The sequence below is a fragment of the Shinella sp. OV683 genome, assembly GCF_057787725.1.
In genome coordinates, this window is the sequence record NZ_CM173543.1 from 2,382,190 (window position 1) to 2,397,550 (window position 15,361).

Sequence of the window (15,361 nt, forward strand, 5' to 3'; positions counted from 1 at the left end):
TCAAATCAATCAAGCGATGTCGGCAGCGACCTTGAGCGACACGATTTCGTCGGGATCGACGACCGGTTCGCCCTTCTTGATCTTGTCGACATTGTCCATGCCTTCGAGAACCTGACCCCAGACGGAATACTGCTTGTTCAGCCACGGTGAGTCAGCCAGGCAGATGAAAAACTGCGAGTTTGCCGAGTTCGGGGCCTGCGAACGAGCCATGGAGCAGGTTCCGCGCAGATGGCTGATCGCCGAGAATTCGGCCTTCAGGTCAGGCTTGTCGGAGCCGCCCATGCCGGCGCGCGACGGGTTGAAGGACGAGCCGCCCTTCTTGCCGAACTTCACGTCGCCCGTCTGGGCCATGAAGTCATTGATGACCCGGTGGAAGACGACGCCGTCATAGGCGCCTTCGCGGGCCAGTTCCTTGATGCGCTTGACGTGTTCGGGCGCCACTTCCGGCATAAGCTGGATGACAACCTTGCCCTTGGTGGTTTCCATGACGAGGGTGTTTTCCGGATCCTTGATCTCAGCCATTTTGATATCTCCTTGCTTGAAACGGTTATTTTCCGACGGTGACCTTGATCATCCGATCGGGATCGGTGACCGAACCATTGTTGTCCTGGTCGCCGCGTTTGATCTTGTCGACATTCTCCATGCCCTTAACGACCTTGCCGACGACCGTGTACTGGCCGTTAAGGAAATCGCCGGGTGCAAACATGATGAAGAACTGGGAATTAGCGGAATTGGGGTCCTGCGAACGGGCCATGCCGACGACGCCGCGCTCGAACGGCACGTTGGAGAATTCAGCCGGCAGGTTGGGGAGGCTGGAGCCGCCCATGCCAGCCTGCGACGGCTGGAAGTTCTTCTTGGTGTTGCCGTATTGGACGTCGCCGGTCTGAGCCATGAAGCCTTCGATCACGCGATGGAAGGCGACATTGTCGTATTCGCCCTTGGCCGCCAGTTCCTTGATCCGCTCGACGTGCTTCGGCGCCACTTCCGGCATCAGCAGGATGACAACCGGGCCGTCCTTGAGCTCGATGGTGATCTCGTTGGGATTGGCAAAACTGCTGCTCGAAATGCCGAGAGCGAGAAGAATGCCGGCGGCAAGGATTTTCAGGGCTTTCATGGTGGCTCCGTGAGAGTTAATCGGCGATCGGCGACGTCAGGTCTTGCGCGTGGCGTTGAGTGCGTCAAGCACCGCCATCGGCACGAAAGCACTGACATCTCCGCCCATGGCGGCGATCTGGCGCACCAATGTGGCGGTAATGGGTCTTGAAACCGTTCCTGCGGGAATAAACACGGTCTGCACGTCGGGCGCCATCTGGCGGTTCATTCCCACCATCTGCATTTCATAATCGAAATCCGTTCCGTCGCGTAAACCACGGATCAGGATATTCGTTCCATGCGCGCGCGCCGCATCGACCACGAGATTATCGAAGGACACGACGTCGACATCTCCGGCCCGATCCGGCAGCGCCTCAAGCAGTGACTGGCGGATCAGATCGGCGCGTTGCTCAAAGGAGAAAAGCGGCGCCTTGCCGGGATGGATGCCGATACCGACCACGACCTTGCTGGCAATCGACAGCGCCTGGATCAGCACGTCGAGATGGCCGTTGGTCATCGGATCGAACGATCCCGGATAGAAGGCTTTGGTCATGAAGCGGCCCGCGAAAATGGTCACGCCTTTTGTCACGGTTGGGCGCCCCACGCAACCCGTTTCGATTTGGTTTATCAAGCTGAACGCCAGATGAATGGCCCATTCAGGACGGTTTCAGCCGGGCCGTGTTTATATCACGTCAAGTTCAGAGGAACGGCGCAACAACAACAAGAAGCGACTGTTCCCACGGAAACAGCGGCCGGGTGCAGTAGATGGGACAAAGGTCCCAAGACGACGCACCCGGCACAGAAACGAGAGGATGACGACGATGATGTACATAACCTTGACCCTTCTGGCCGGTGTAATCTCCGTCATGTTCGTGGCGACGGCTGTTTCCTCTGTCGTCAATGCCGTGCGGGAAAGCACCGCTGCCAAGGAAGCGCTCGGCCGCCAGGCGGCTTTCTGACCTCCCCAAAAGCGCGGGCGTCCCCTCCTTCCCCGCAACCCGCGCTTACATGAAAACCGGACGGCATCCCCTGCCCGTCCGGTTTTTCGTGTCTGCAGATATCAGACCTTGCGAAGCGAGAGGCATCCGGATTTGCGGATCGGCATGATAAACAGTGCGCCCTGCGCATAAAGCGTGCGCGCAGACTTGGCGCCGACATTGTCGAGCCTTGCCCAATGGCCTTGCCAGCCCAGGATCGTCACCCGCACCGGCAATTCCGATGGATCCGGACTGCGGGCGAATAGTACAAAAACCGACTGTGCACGGCCGGCGACCGGCAGAATCATGGCAGGAATCGTCATGGCGGCGGCGGCAATCGGCGCAGCCGTCAGAACGGTGACCAGTAGTTTCCAGAGCCAATTCAACGGGTCATTCCACTAATAATCGAAGACATGCTCGATGCCGGGATCGGCGATCTGCATCACCTGAAACGCCGTTGGCAACTCAGCCACCTTGAGGCTCACCAGCATACGTTCGGTCGCGAAGCCTTCGCGCTTCATCCGGGTGATCACCTCGCCCGGGCCTTGATAGATTGCTCCGTCAGGCACAGTCAGCGATAGCATGATCTCGCCATTGCCGGCGATTTCGCGGATCAGCCCGCCCTTGGCGATGACCTGCTGGAGAATGTGGGTGAAGATGTCGTAGCGCGGCGTCTCGATGACAACCCCGTCGGGGCCTTCGCTGATCACCATAACGTTCTCTATCGCCTGCAGGTCGGCGGATTTGAGGCCGGTGATAACAGAGCGAATCTCCAGCTTGGCGGGCGCGGTCGCGGCAACGCCGGCGGCAATTGCGCCAGCATACCAGGATTTCGCCTTCCACTCCGTGCCGATCGCCAGCCTGCGTTCCCAACCGCGCGTCGCGTCCTCGATTGGAGCCGCCCAGAGCGCCTCATTGGCCTTGCTGAAGTCATACTTGTACCACGGGGTCTGGCGCAGGAAAGCCGAGTAGTCCACGGCCATGGCTAGCACCGCCTTGTCCTGCGGCGTCTTTTCGGGACCTCGCAGCCAGACGAAGAACCGGCCGACAGTTTCCTCATAGGCCGCCTTCAGGCCCATTTCGAGCGTGAAGCTGACGCCGATCGTGTGGATCATGATCCGCGTCTGCTGGTCCGCGCCGCCATGTTGATCTGCGATCCTCATCAGCGAGCAGGTCGACTTCCAGAAACCGAGAACCGAGGAGAAATAGTCGAACTGGTATTCGTCGCCGTGCTTCAGTGTCTCGGCCAATCCGTCATAGGCATAGACGATGTGCCATTCGGGGTAGGTCAGATAGGTGTTGGCTCCGCGCCTCTGGAATGCCGGGTCGGTGATCAGCGGCTCGTAGGTGCTCGCGGTGACGTCACCGCGGCACATGGTCTCGATATAGGTCACGGGTGCCGCCAGCCCGATCACCAGCAGGATCAGCAGGATAAACAGCCATTTGACCAAGCGAAGGACGAAGCGCATCAGCGAGCGTCCGCTTTGAAGAGGAGGCTCGACACGAAGGCGATGCTGCCCAAGCCGAGATGCGGCAGGTTCGCCATGATCTTGAAGCCGAAAGGCAGGTGCTGGATACCATAATTGATGATGCCGAGATCAAGATAGCCCGAGCCAGTGATCAGGCCCAGCAGTCCGTCGCCAAAATAGATCAGTCCGAAATAGAACAGGAAGAAGCGTGACGCGCGCGCGCCAAACCATGCTGCCAGCCCCGCCCAGATTGCCGATGCGAGATGCAGGCCATCGTCGTAGATATCGAGTGCAAATATCCCGAATGTCTTGCCATCCTGAACCGGGATGCCCGGTAGGTAGTTGAGTAGTGCTGCAAACAACAGGACGACGAAATAGATCGAGGCAATCAGGCGCAGCCGGTTCATTTACGATCCTCAGACTTTGGAGACATACCGGTCCCAGAACCGATTGCGGAAGATGAGATTCTTGTCGGTCGAGCGCTTGAACGCGGCAAATTCCCCAGCCCTCGGATAGGCGCGCGTGAACTGATCGAGGCTCGCATGCGGCCGGTAGGGCAGGTAATAGGCGCCGCCCAGCGCAATCACGCGCTCGATCAGCGCATGCGTCATGTGGGCCATATCGGCCTCGGCACGCTCGGTCTTTTCCTGCGAAAACAGGAACACGGATGCGATACGGTCTTCAGGAGCATAGGCAAGCACACTCTCCTTGTCCGCGGCGACATAGCGGACCGTGACATTGAGCAGCTGCTGGTAGGAGGCTGGGATAACCTCCTGGCAGGCTGCGATAAATTCGGCGAACTTGTCCGGCGGTACGAAATATTCGTGCAGGATGTCGGTGCGGGTCGGATCGCCATCTTCCATAGCGATGACGGCCTCGTTGATCAGGCCATTGCGGGTGGTCTCGCCTGTCACCTCAGGACCAATCGTGCTCTCATTCCACCAGCGGACGGTTTTTGCAAAATCCGAATCAAGCTGGTTGCGGAAAATCGTCCGCGATACCGACGTGAGGAACCCCGCTTCTGCTGGAGGTGGAAGGTTGGTCTGGTCTGCGGTTGGCCGATAGGTGATCAGCATGCCGTCCTTGAAGAAGTTGTCGAGCGAGACGTCGAGCCGGCCGTAGGCCATGTTGACCTTGTCGTCTGATTTGATGACCTCGTAAAACTTCTTGCCGACATCGGCGCCAGCCATCTTCTCGTAGGTTGGTGCGAGCCTGACATTCGGCACCATATCGAGTTCCAGCTCGATGATGATGCCGATCAGCCCATAGCCGCCCATGGCGTGCTGGAAGAGATCAGTATTTTGAATGCGCGAGCAGGTCTGGATCGTGCCATCGCCAACCATCATCTTGATTGAGCGCACCGTGCTGCCGCAACCCGAATGCGGCGCTGGCCAGCCGTGTGCATTGACGGAAAATGTCGAAGCAACGCCGAAATCATTGTTCGATTGCATCACCGCCGGCGAAAATCCGATCTTGTCGAGTTCGTTTACGACCGTCCGCCAGCGGGTGCCGGCGGCCACGCGGTAGGTCTTCGTCTCGGGATCCGGCTTGATATAGGTTTGCGACAGGGTGAGCGCCGTGCCGCCGGCGGGCAGGCTGTGACCGCCCATCGAATGACGCGCGGTGCTGGCAATCATCGGCAGTTTCTTTTCGCGCGCCTCGATCAGCAGCGCCCGTACGCGGTGGATGAAGGCACTGTCGATGTCACTGTTGATCGTCACCTGCTTGAGTATCTGCACCGGCTCGAGCTGGCTCATGTCGTCAAGGATGTTACCCTTGGCCGTGGAGAAGCTGTCATAAGGCGGGAAAGCTGGACCGCGGTCACTTTTCGGCTGTAGCAGCCAGCGCCCTGCCGCTGCCCCCACCAATGCCGATCCACCCGCCAGGAATGCGCGACGCCGGAATTTCCCCATTTTAACCCCCGAGAGTCAGTCTGATATTACAAGCATTACGTATAACGCGCTTTGAATAATCGCAAACAGTTCAAAAAATCATTTACCGCAAACACAGCGGGCCAATGACGCCAGTGTGGGCATGTTTTGAGAAGCGCGAAGATTAAACGCGGTCGATGCAACTTTTTCCGTAGATGAACGTTTTCTGAACGGGCCATTCAGGGCCGTTTCAGCTGGCGGATGGCAATGTAGCGTCAAGTTGAACGGAGCGGCACCAGCCTGTTCCCTTCGAAACAGCAGCCGGGCTTCGGATCTGGGATAGATGGTCCCAAGTAAAAGCACGGCGCAACGCTGAAAAGGAAGACGGAAATGATGTTCATGACACTGACACTGATGGCGGGAACCATTGCTGTGATGTTTGTCGCAACGGCCGTCTCCTCGATCGTCAACTCGATGCGCGAAAACGAAAGCGCTCGTCATGCTGCCGGTCGCAACATCGTCTTTTAACAATCTGATCTAACCTCCCGAAGCGCGGGCTTCCCTCCCTCCCCGCTATGCCCGCGCCACACTGAAACCGGACGGCCTCCCCTGCCCGTCCGGTTTTCTTTTGTCAATTGTTCCAGATACTTATGTCACCTGCGAAACTGCGGAACCATTGTTTTCGTACTATGTTGAAGAGAGAAAGGAGTACGGCCATGTTGGTAGCAAACACACTCGCCGGAAAGAGCATTCTCGTCATCGAAGACGATTTCATCGACGAGTTGCGGATCGCTTTTGAATCCTACGAAAAGGTCGGGTCACGCCACTACAGCGTCCGTGACCAGACGATCGCTCTGCTTGAAGGCAGCGACATCTGGGCTGCCATCCTCGACGGACATCTCGATCGCGAAACTTCGGAGCTGATCGCCGACGCGCTGACACAACTCGGCATTCCCTTCGTCAATTCGGAATTCGATGTTGGCGGCAACGCCATGGAGCCGGCCATGGTCGAGCTCACATTGCTCGCGCATCAGATTTTCGGTGCACCGACATTTCACTAGATCTGGTGGGGCTCAAGACATCTCACTGCGTCGCCCCTGCTGACCCCATCGCATCAAAAGCGCCCGCGCAGTCCCAGCGATATTGAAACCGATTGAAAATCTGCGCCGGCCCCATTCCTTCTAAAGGACTTTTCGCCTGTTGGTCTCTCAAAAGTGGAAACGTCGCCGCGGACGCGGAATATCTTATCGACTGATCCGCTTACGAAGAAGCGCGTGTTGTTCCAGACGGCATATTCAGCGGAAGCCGAGACCGCTGCGGCAGGCGCGGTGTAGAAATCTTCGCGAAAGCGCGTTTGTCTGAGCCAGTGGTCGTCGACGTCGTAAGCATTGATCGCCACGCCGCCCTGCAGCGATCCGCTTATAGTCCAAGGCCCGATAGCGTGGCTGGCATTCAATCCGAGATACGGCACGGGCCACGTCTGGCGATAGGAGATGACCTTCAGTTCCGGTCTGAACGTATCGTGCCTGTCGCGAAAACCATCTATGGAATGAATGATCGTACCGCCGTAGGACGACCATTTCACATCGGTGTATTTGAAACCGATGCCCAGCCCGACTTCCGTATCGTCGGCCGACATTAGATTGCGCCCGACCTCGATGCTTCCGCTGAGATAGTGATCGAGGTGCGTGTCGGGATGCAAGGAACGACTGGTCCACGGCAGCCCGGGCTGTTCCCAGTCATAGTCCGCCATGTCATGGTTTCCGCCGAAGCCGACGGTTCCGCGCGCAACCAGATACCACTGCGGGGACAATTCCGCCGTCACCTCGGCATTCAGCGTGCTTATGTAGTCGCTCTTCCAGATCAGCTGGGAGAGCTTGTACTTCTTCACGTAGACGTATTCGTTCGCCTTCACCGCAGTGAGGCCGTAGCTGCCTGTGAATGTCACGGTGCCATCGATCGATTCCAGCTGCAACTCCTGGCCGAACACGGGGCCGGCCGCCGAGATGAGCGCTACGAAAAGTCCCGACCGCAACACCATCTGCACCCGATCATTTGAGCGTGCCTGATCCGTCCTTGTCTGCGGCCGCGAAGTCTGCCGTGGCGCGCTGTATCAGCTCCGTCTGGCTGATGGACCCGTCACTGTTGGTATCGGCTGCGCTGAACTTCTCCGCACTGAGAAGCTTGCTGGTCTCGGCTGGGCTCAACGATCCGCTGCCATCGCTGTCCAGATGCTTGAACGCGGCTTTCATGTAGCCGATGTATTCGGCGCGGCTGATCGCTCCGTCGCCATTCTTGTCGAGAAAGTCCTGTTGCCCCTGAGTAATCGGGGTTTGCTGGGAATATGCGGCCGGGGCGACAACCATCAAGCCGACAGCGATGAAGAGTGCGTTGCGCATGTGCGTGCTCCTTAATAACAAGTAAGCGCGTTTCCAGCGGCAGTTCCGAGTCCCACGCCCGCGGCGATCGCGAGGACATTGCCTGTGCCAGCGCCGATGGTGCTACCGACGAGCCCGCCTACGACAGCTCCCGAAACGCTGCCCGCCAGACATGCGGCTTCGCTGTGATGTCCCGATGAGTTCGAAGCGGTCTGGCATCCCGCCAAGGCGACCGCAGCGCAGACACCCAGTAACGAAAGACGAAGCGTCATGATTCATCTCCTCAGTTGTTGGCGAACTTTCAACTTGCGGAACCAAAACCATACACGCAGCACCTGTCGCTTACAAGCGTAAACTAATGCAACCCGACCGCTGGTTGCAGTTGGTTTCATTGAAAAGGCGATAACGGCGACAGCCGTGTTCTTGACGATGACGGGGTGGAGCGCGCTCGCTTTGGTGCTGAAATTGACATCCGTTCGGTAGCGAAACTTCGGAGCTGATCGCCGACGCACTGACACAACTCGGCATTCCCGTCGTCAATTCCAAATTCGATGTTGGCGGCGACGCCATGGAGCCGGCCATGGTCGAGCTCACATTGCTCGCGCATCAGATTTTCGGTGCGCCGACATTTCACTAGACCTGGCGGGCACTTCACTAGACCTGGTGGGACCGCCGGGTTTCGGGCTCCGAAGTAGAGGTCCTGGAAATCAAGATCAGCCGCATTGACGTGCTGCAATGTCAACGCATCCTTGCCCGGCTTGAAATCCGTGACGATGTCGTGGCTGCCAAGTGTGGCAAAGTGAAATGTGTCGGCGCCCGCCTCGCCGGATGATCATTCAGTCGCCGGCCCGGCTTCCGCCTGTACCGAAGGCTGGTCGGCCGACAGGAAATTGCCGAACGGCTTGAGGTTGTCGAAATTGTCGCAGATCACCTTGATGACGACGAGCAGCGGCACCGCCATCAACGCGCCGACAAAGCCCCAGAGCCACGACCAGAACGAAATGGAGATGAACACGGCTACGGCGTTCAACTCCAGCCGTCGCCCAAGCAATAGCGGCGTCAGGAACTGGCCTTCCAGGATATGCACGACGAGGATGAAGGCCGGCGCCAGCAGGCTGTAGGCCAGGTTGTCGAATGTCACCAGCGAGATGATCCCCACCAGCACGATCGAGATCAGCGCACCGACATAGGGCAGGAAATTCAAGATCGTTGCCGCCACGCCCCAGACATAGGCATTGGGAATGCCGATTGCCCAAAGGCCGCCGCCGACGACGATGCCGACGACGATATTGATGACCGTGATAGTGAAAAGGTAGCGCGAAATCTCGTGTTCGACATTGTAGACCACCTTGAGCGCCCGCTTCTTGTCGCTGAGGCGCGGGAATGACTGAATGATCTTCTGGTAGAACATCGAGCCGGAGGCCAGCAGGAACAGCGACAGCACGAAGGTGATCGCCATGGTCGTGCCAACTGAAAGCAGGTTGCCGGCGGCGCGCGACAGGATGCCGGGCTGGGCGATCACCACCTTCTGGGTCTTGTCGTCGGAGATGTTCTCCGCGACCTTGTCGATCTGGGAGGAGGCTTTGACAGCCTTGTCGACGGTCTGGCGCAGTGTCGCCACCCGCTCCTGCAGCTTGGCGCCGATGCTGGGCGCCTGGTTGACGAGCTGGCTTACCGGGCCGCTGGTAACATAACCGATGATACCGAACAAACCCGCCGACATCACGATCAGCAATGTAGCGGACAGCGCCGGCGGCACCGACCATTTGGAGAGATAACGGACGATCGGGCTCAGCGTCGTCGCCAGCATGAAGGCGAGCAAGACCGGGGTCAAAAAATCCCTCCCAAGATAGAGGCCGTAAACCGCCATGAGAATGAATATGCCGCCGAGATACCGGCGAATGGCCTTTCGATCGCGCAGTTCTGGCTGATCGGTTGGAACCGGTGCGTCGGTGTCAATGGCCAAGCAAGTCTCCTCCAGCGCTCCCTGATCATAGCACCAAGGCGATCTGTAATGCAGCAAGGGGGATGTTTGTTCCCGGAGGGGCATTGGGCGTGTCGATCACCCCTCACCAACTTCGGCCGTGGGTTCGCAAAGCTCACCGGCCCACGTATCCTCTCCCACAAGGGGAGAGGCGGAATCGCGGCGCTGCTCCGACTTTGCCTCTCCCCTTGTGGGAGAGGATAGCAAGCCCGCGAGAGGCGCAGCCGATCGCTTGGGCGCGCTTGGTGAGGGGGTGTTGTGCAGGGTAATGTGAGCTCCTCGCCGACGCGCCAACTGCAGGGCGCTCTGCGGGGTTATGAAATATCACTCTATGACGCTGCCTGACACTTATCCGACGACAATGCCGCGATCGCAATTTCTCATACGATTTCCGCCAAGTGTTATGCCGCCCGACATCACAATTGAATCTGAAGAGAACCTCACAGGCAATGGCGCGGGCAAATTCCCCGTAAAATGAACGAAAACAACGTTATCATCAGTCGGAACTCCGAATTTCTGGGATATTTTCCGGTCTTGCTCATTCAGTCGTTGGCGATCCCTAAATTCGATTTGAATGTCGACCTGATGTTTGGCTGACTTAAAACGTAGTCTTGGCGTTCTCGGTGGCGTCTCAATGTCATCGACATCTGTCCGAGCTATCCAGTCATTTTTGCGCATAACAAATATGGGGTTTAGGCACACATCGTAGATGTTCAAAGACAAAGTATCACATCCGTTATCGTCTTTTTCAAAGTATACGATATCTATCCCACCAACCTGAAGCATACCTCCACATTGATAGGCATAATTCCCGCCGCAGACAAAAACAGTGTGTTTTCGGCGCCACTGAAAGCTGCTTGCTATTTGATTGTGCTTTGATTTTTTTAACGCAAGAAGCTGTTCTTTGGTGTATGCGCCTGTATCGGCATCGTCGTGATGACGAGCGCAAAGTGCGATCATGCCTCTAGGGTCGTGGTGCTTTTGCTCGGACCACGTGGGGCTGAAGTGGTGGTATTCAAGATACGGGCTACCGCACAGCGGGCAGCCAAAACCAACTTCTTTCCTAAGTTGTCGTCGTATATCTAGTGGTGGTGTGCGGGAGAGATCCATGACTTACAGCCCCGCAATCTGTTTTTTATGTTCCCAGGCTATGAAGCCCGGGCCCGCCCGAGCTTCCACTTTCCCAAAATAGCTATCCTCAGCTGCACCCGCTCGTCGCGCCACAAGTGTCGCACTTCTCGCATGTGCCATTCCGCACCATGGTAAAGTTCTGGCACTCGGAGCACATGTTGCCGGTGTAGCCCTGCATGATCGAGCGTGCGCGGCGTTCGTTGGCGAGGCTCTTGGCGTCCGTCGACTTGGCCGAGGCGGCATCTGCCGCTGCCTTGTCGGAGAAGATATCGGTAACTGAGACTTCTTCGGCGATTTCCTCGGCGAAATCGGCCTGGCGCTCTTCATAGTCACGCTTGAAAGAGACGATCTCGGACGTGGCGATCGCGGTGGCGACTTCGAGCTTGCGGACGGCGCTTCCGGAGAAGGCAGTGACGCTGCCGCCCGACGATGCCTTGGCGGGCGGCGCCGTTGCCGCACCCTTTGGCTCCGACGAAGCGGAGACCAGCGTTGGCTTGTAGCCGCGCGTCAGGCCCTTGGAGACGACATCCGCCTTGCCTTCCGAAACGCCGCGACCGAGCGAGGTGTTGGTGAAGTCGGACTGGTCGACATGAGCGAGGTCGTGGCGGGCGAGATAGGAAACGGCGAGTTCGCGGAACACGTAGTCGAGGATCGACGTGGCGTTCTTGATCGCGTCGTTGCCAGTGACCATGCCGGCCGGCTCGAACTTGGTGAAGGTGAAGGCATCGACATATTCTTCGAGCGGCACGCCATATTGCAGGCCGAGCGACACGGAGATGGCGAAGTTGTTGATCAGGGCACGCAGCGCCGAACCTTCCTTGTTCATATCCAGGAAGATTTCGCCAAGGCGGCCGTCGTCATATTCGCCGGTGCGCAGGAAGATGGTGTGTCCGCCGATCTTGGCCTTCTGGGTATAACCCTTGCGGCGTGTCGGTAGCTTTTCCTGCTCACGGCTGACGCGTTCGATCACGCGCTCGATGATCCGTTCGGTGATGGTGACGGCCTGCGCGGCAGCCGGAGCCACCAGCAGTTCCTCAAGACCATCCTCGTCCTCTTCGTCCTCGATCAGCGAGGCGTTGAGGGGCTGGGAAAGCTTGGAGCCGTCGCGATAGAGCGCGTTGGCCTTCAGCGCCAACTTCCAGGAAAGCATGTAGGCGTTCTTGCAATCCTCGACGGTGGCGTCGTTGGGCATGTTGATGGTCTTGGAGATCGCGCCCGAGATGAACGGCTGGGCGGCTGCCATCATGCGGATGTGGCTCTCGACCGAGAGATAGCGCTTGCCGATCTTGCCGCAAGGATTGGCACAATCGAATACCGGTAGGTCCTCCTTCTTGAGGAAGGGCGCGCCTTCGAGCGTCATGGCACCGCAGACATGGATGTTGGCCGCCTCGATCTCCTTCTTGGAGAAGCCGAGATGGTCGAGCAGATTGAAGTCGACGGCGTTCATCTGTTCGTCAGTAACGCCGAGCGTGCGCAGGAATTCCGGGCTCAATGTCCACTGGTTGAACACGAACTTGATGTCGAAGGCCTGCTTCAGCGCCGAGTTGACGGCTTCGATCTTGTCGTCCGGGAAACCCTTGGCGCGCAGCGAGCCGGGATTGACCGCAGGCGCCTGGTTGAAGTTGCCGTGACCGACCGCATAGGCCTCGATCTCGGCAATCTGGGATTCCGTGTAGCCGAGGGTGCGCAGCGCTTCGGGAACGGCGCGGTTGATGATCTTGAAGTAGCCGCCGCCGGCGAGCTTCTTGAACTTCACCAGGGCGAAATCGGGCTCGATGCCGGTCGTGTCGCAATCCATGACCAGGCCGATCGTGCCGGTCGGCGCGATGACCGAGACCTGCGCGTTGCGGTAGCCATGCTTTTCGCCGAGTTCCAGCGCTAGATCCCAGGCCGCAGTGGCGTGCTTGATCAGATTCTGGTCGGGGCTGTGGGCATGGATCAGCGCCACTGGCGTCACAGACAGACTTTCGTAGCCGGACTTCTCGCCATGGGCGGCGCGGCGATGGTTGCGGATGACGCGCAGCATGTGCTCGCGATTCGGCTCGTATTGCGGGAACGTACCGAGCTCGCCGGCCATTTCAGCCGAGGTCGCATAGCAGACGCCAGTCATGATCGCGGTGAGTGCACCGGCAATCGCCCGGCCCTCATCGGAGTCATAGGGAATGCCGGTCGACATCAGGAGGCCGCCGATGTTGGCGTAGCCGAGGCCGAGCGTGCGGTATTCGTAGGAGAGTTCGGCGATCCGCTTGGACGGGAACTGCGCCATCATCACCGAGACTTCGAGCACGATGGTCCACAGGCGGACGGCATGTTCGTAGTCAGCGATATTGATACGGGCGGTTGCGGCATCCTTGAACTGCATCAGGTTGAGCGATGCGAGGTTGCAGGCGGTGTCGTCGAGGAACATGTATTCCGAGCACGGATTGGAGGCGCGGATCGGGCCGGCCGCCGGTGACGTATGCCAATCGTTCATCGTCGTGTTGAAATGCAGGCCGGGATCGGCCGATGCCCAGGCGGCGTAGGAGATCGATTCCCAGAGGTCGCGGGCCTTCAACGTCTTCAGCACCTTGCCGTCCTTGCGGGCGGTGAGATTCCAGACGTCGTCGCGCTCGACGGCGCGCAGGAAGTCATCCTTGATCGAGACGGAGTTGTTGGAGTTCTGGCCGGCAACGGTCAGATAAGCCTCGGAATCCCAGTCCGTGTCATAGGTCTTGAATTCCATGTCCGTGTAGCCCTGGCGGGCAAACTGGATGACGCGGCCGATATAGTTTTCCGGCACCATGGAGGCCTTGGCGGCCTTGATCTCGCGCTTGAGTGCCGGGTTCTGCTTGGGGTCGAAGCAGGCGCCGTTCTCAGCCTCGCAATTGACGCAAGCCTTCATGATCGCCTTCAAATGCTTGGCGACGATCTTCGAGCCGGTCACGAGGGCTGCGACCTTCTGCTCTTCCTTGACCTTCCAGTTGATGTAGTCCTCGATATCCGGATGGTCGATATCGACCACCACCATCTTGGCCGCACGACGGGTCGTGCCGCCGGACTTGATGGCGCCGGCTGCCCGGTCACCGATCTTGAGGAAGCTCATCAGGCCGGACGAACGGCCGCCGCCGGAAAGCTTTTCGCCTTCGCCGCGCAGATAGGAGAAGTTCGAGCCGGTGCCCGAGCCATACTTGAAGAGGCGCGCTTCGCGGACCCAGAGGTCCATAATGCCGCCTTCGTTGACGAGGTCGTCGCCAACGGACTGGATGAAGCAGGCATGCGGCTGCGGGTGCTCGTAAGCGGACTTGGACTTGGTCAGCTTGCCGGTGAACGGGTCGACATAGAAATGGCCCTGCCCCGGGCCGTCGATGCCATAGGCCCAATGCAGGCCGGTGTTGAACCATTGCGGGGAATTCGGCGCAACGCGCTGGGTGGCGAGCATATAGGCAAGCTCGTCGCGGAAGGTGAGCGCGTCTTCTTCAGACGTGAAATACTTGCCCTTCCAGCCCCAGTATGTCCAGGTTCCGGCAAGGCGATCGAACACCTGGCGCGCATCGATTTCAGAACCGTACTGCTCGTCCTTGGGGAGAGAAGCGAGCGCCTCGGTGTCGGCGACCGAACGCCAGAGCCACGACGGCACGTCGTTCTCTTCTACCTTCTTGAGGTGCTTGGGCACACCGGCCTTGCGGAAATACTTTTGCGCGAGAATATCGGCCGCGACCTGGCTGAACTGTTCGGGCACCTGGATGTCGGCAAGCCGGAAGACGATCGAGCCGTCCGGGTTGCGGATTTCGCTGGTGGCGGTGCGGAAGGCGACCGCCGCGTAGGCCGATTTGCCTGCCTCTGTAAACCTGCGTTCGATGCGCATGATGCAATCCCCTTGCCTGTCATCCCGCGCCATAAAAAGGCGCGTCCAATCTCATCCGGGAACTCGAGTTTCTCACTCTGCAGCCCGGCCCGTCATCCAAATTTTTCGGGAAACCCGATTTCGGTAATCCCTGTATCTGGTAGCTAGCTTGGCTGCAAACACTAAATATAGTGTTAACAACTAATTTATGCCAGCCCCTATCGCGGCTTTTGCCAAAAAAATCGACGCGCGCATCCTGTCGTCACAAAGCGCGCATTCATACGCGCCAGACGTTCATATCGTTCGATTTTCAAGAAAAGGATCGGCCTCGTTACTCTCCGATCCTGTCGCCGCCGCAACATGTCCCATAAAGGGATATGCACCTGATTCGGTCAAGTCGTAGGCTGTGGAGGATTTATTAACACTATATCTTGTGTATCGGGGGTGTGGAAAACGGGGAATATGCTGAAGTGCCTATATATCAAGGGCTAAGCCGTGTCGAATAGCGCGACCACCCCGGTTTGCCACTATTTTGGGGCGGCAATTTTTTATTTTTTTCTTCATGCGGCTGACAGACTTCCATTTGAGACGAAATTGTGACGGTGCCGATTCGATCCCCAGATATCGATGCGGGGA

The 15,361-nt window shown here is 58.3% G+C and carries 16 protein-coding genes; 3 read left to right on the forward strand and 13 right to left on the reverse strand.

Annotated elements, in window-relative coordinates:
* Positions 1–9: 9 nt before the first annotated feature.
* The 3 genes from ACXHRN_RS11350 to coaD are packed head-to-tail and all read right to left on the reverse strand — an operon-like array spanning position 10 to position 1,645.
* The gene (locus ACXHRN_RS11350; RefSeq protein ID WP_488641420.1) at positions 10–522 is read right to left on the reverse strand and encodes a peptidylprolyl isomerase; all 513 of its coding nucleotides are present in this window, start codon (positions 520–522) and stop codon (positions 10–12) included.
* Positions 523–547: 25 nt separating this feature from the next.
* The gene (locus tag ACXHRN_RS11355; RefSeq protein ID WP_488641421.1) at positions 548–1,114 is read right to left on the reverse strand and encodes a peptidylprolyl isomerase; all 567 of its coding nucleotides are present in this window, start codon (positions 1,112–1,114) and stop codon (positions 548–550) included.
* A gap of 36 nt (positions 1,115–1,150) precedes the next feature.
* Positions 1,151–1,645, reverse strand: a complete 495-nt coding sequence (gene coaD, locus ACXHRN_RS11360) for a pantetheine-phosphate adenylyltransferase (protein WP_488641887.1) — start codon at positions 1,643–1,645, stop codon at positions 1,151–1,153.
* Positions 1,646–1,913: 268 nt separating this feature from the next.
* Between coaD and ACXHRN_RS11365 the strand changes: the two genes are divergently transcribed.
* Entirely contained in the window at positions 1,914–2,051 is a 138-nt protein-coding gene (locus ACXHRN_RS11365; RefSeq protein WP_488641422.1) for a hypothetical protein, read from the forward strand.
* Between the two features lie 101 nt (positions 2,052–2,152).
* Here the strand turns inward: ACXHRN_RS11365 and ACXHRN_RS11370 are convergent, their stop codons facing one another.
* Genes ACXHRN_RS11370 through ACXHRN_RS11385 form a run of 4 tightly spaced genes read right to left on the reverse strand, consistent with a single transcriptional unit; the run spans position 2,153 to position 5,451 of the window.
* Positions 2,153–2,455 (reverse strand): hypothetical protein, encoded by a 303-nt coding sequence (locus ACXHRN_RS11370; protein ID WP_488641423.1) that lies wholly within the window; start codon positions 2,453–2,455, stop codon positions 2,153–2,155.
* 12 nt (positions 2,456–2,467) lie between these two features.
* Positions 2,468–3,538: a hypothetical protein gene (locus ACXHRN_RS11375; RefSeq protein WP_488641424.1), complete on the reverse strand. Its 1,071-nt coding sequence runs from the start codon at positions 3,536–3,538 to the stop codon at positions 2,468–2,470.
* Entirely contained in the window at positions 3,538–3,945 is a 408-nt protein-coding gene (locus ACXHRN_RS11380) for a hypothetical protein (RefSeq protein WP_488641425.1), read from the reverse strand. Before ACXHRN_RS11380 ends, ACXHRN_RS11375 begins: the two co-directional genes overlap by 1 nt.
* A gap of 9 nt (positions 3,946–3,954) precedes the next feature.
* Positions 3,955–5,451: an FAD-binding oxidoreductase gene (locus tag ACXHRN_RS11385; protein ID WP_488641426.1), complete on the reverse strand. Its 1,497-nt coding sequence runs from the start codon at positions 5,449–5,451 to the stop codon at positions 3,955–3,957.
* A gap of 348 nt (positions 5,452–5,799) precedes the next feature.
* On the opposite strand from ACXHRN_RS11385, the gene ACXHRN_RS11390 reads away from it, so the two are divergent.
* Together ACXHRN_RS11390 and ACXHRN_RS11395 are read left to right on the forward strand one after the other, a co-directional pair.
* Complete coding sequence (locus ACXHRN_RS11390; protein WP_488641427.1) at positions 5,800–5,937, forward strand: hypothetical protein; 138 nt, start codon at positions 5,800–5,802, stop codon at positions 5,935–5,937.
* Between the two features lie 188 nt (positions 5,938–6,125).
* Positions 6,126–6,470 (forward strand): response regulator, encoded by a 345-nt coding sequence (locus ACXHRN_RS11395; protein ID WP_488641428.1) that lies wholly within the window; start codon positions 6,126–6,128, stop codon positions 6,468–6,470.
* A 53-nt stretch (positions 6,471–6,523) separates the two neighbouring features.
* On the opposite strand, the gene ACXHRN_RS11400 is transcribed toward ACXHRN_RS11395, so the two are convergent.
* The 6 genes from ACXHRN_RS11400 to ACXHRN_RS11425 form a co-directional block, all read right to left on the reverse strand.
* A complete protein-coding gene (locus ACXHRN_RS11400; protein ID WP_488641429.1) occupies positions 6,524–7,444 on the reverse strand; it encodes an omptin family outer membrane protease in 921 nt (306 codons plus the stop codon).
* Positions 7,445–7,460: 16 nt separating this feature from the next.
* Positions 7,461–7,808 (reverse strand): EF-hand domain-containing protein, encoded by a 348-nt coding sequence (locus tag ACXHRN_RS11405; RefSeq protein WP_488641430.1) that lies wholly within the window; start codon positions 7,806–7,808, stop codon positions 7,461–7,463.
* 11 nt (positions 7,809–7,819) lie between these two features.
* Positions 7,820–8,059, reverse strand: a complete 240-nt coding sequence (locus ACXHRN_RS11410; RefSeq protein ID WP_488641431.1) for a hypothetical protein — start codon at positions 8,057–8,059, stop codon at positions 7,820–7,822.
* Positions 8,060–8,619: 560 nt separating this feature from the next.
* Complete coding sequence (locus tag ACXHRN_RS11415) at positions 8,620–9,753, reverse strand: AI-2E family transporter (RefSeq protein ID WP_488641432.1); 1,134 nt, start codon at positions 9,751–9,753, stop codon at positions 8,620–8,622.
* Positions 9,754–10,119: 366 nt separating this feature from the next.
* Positions 10,120–10,881 (reverse strand): hypothetical protein, encoded by a 762-nt coding sequence (locus ACXHRN_RS11420; RefSeq protein WP_488641433.1) that lies wholly within the window; start codon positions 10,879–10,881, stop codon positions 10,120–10,122.
* Between the two features lie 88 nt (positions 10,882–10,969).
* Positions 10,970–14,746 (reverse strand): vitamin B12-dependent ribonucleotide reductase, encoded by a 3,777-nt coding sequence (locus ACXHRN_RS11425; RefSeq protein ID WP_488641434.1) that lies wholly within the window; start codon positions 14,744–14,746, stop codon positions 10,970–10,972.
* Between the last annotated feature and the right edge of the window lie 615 nt (positions 14,747–15,361).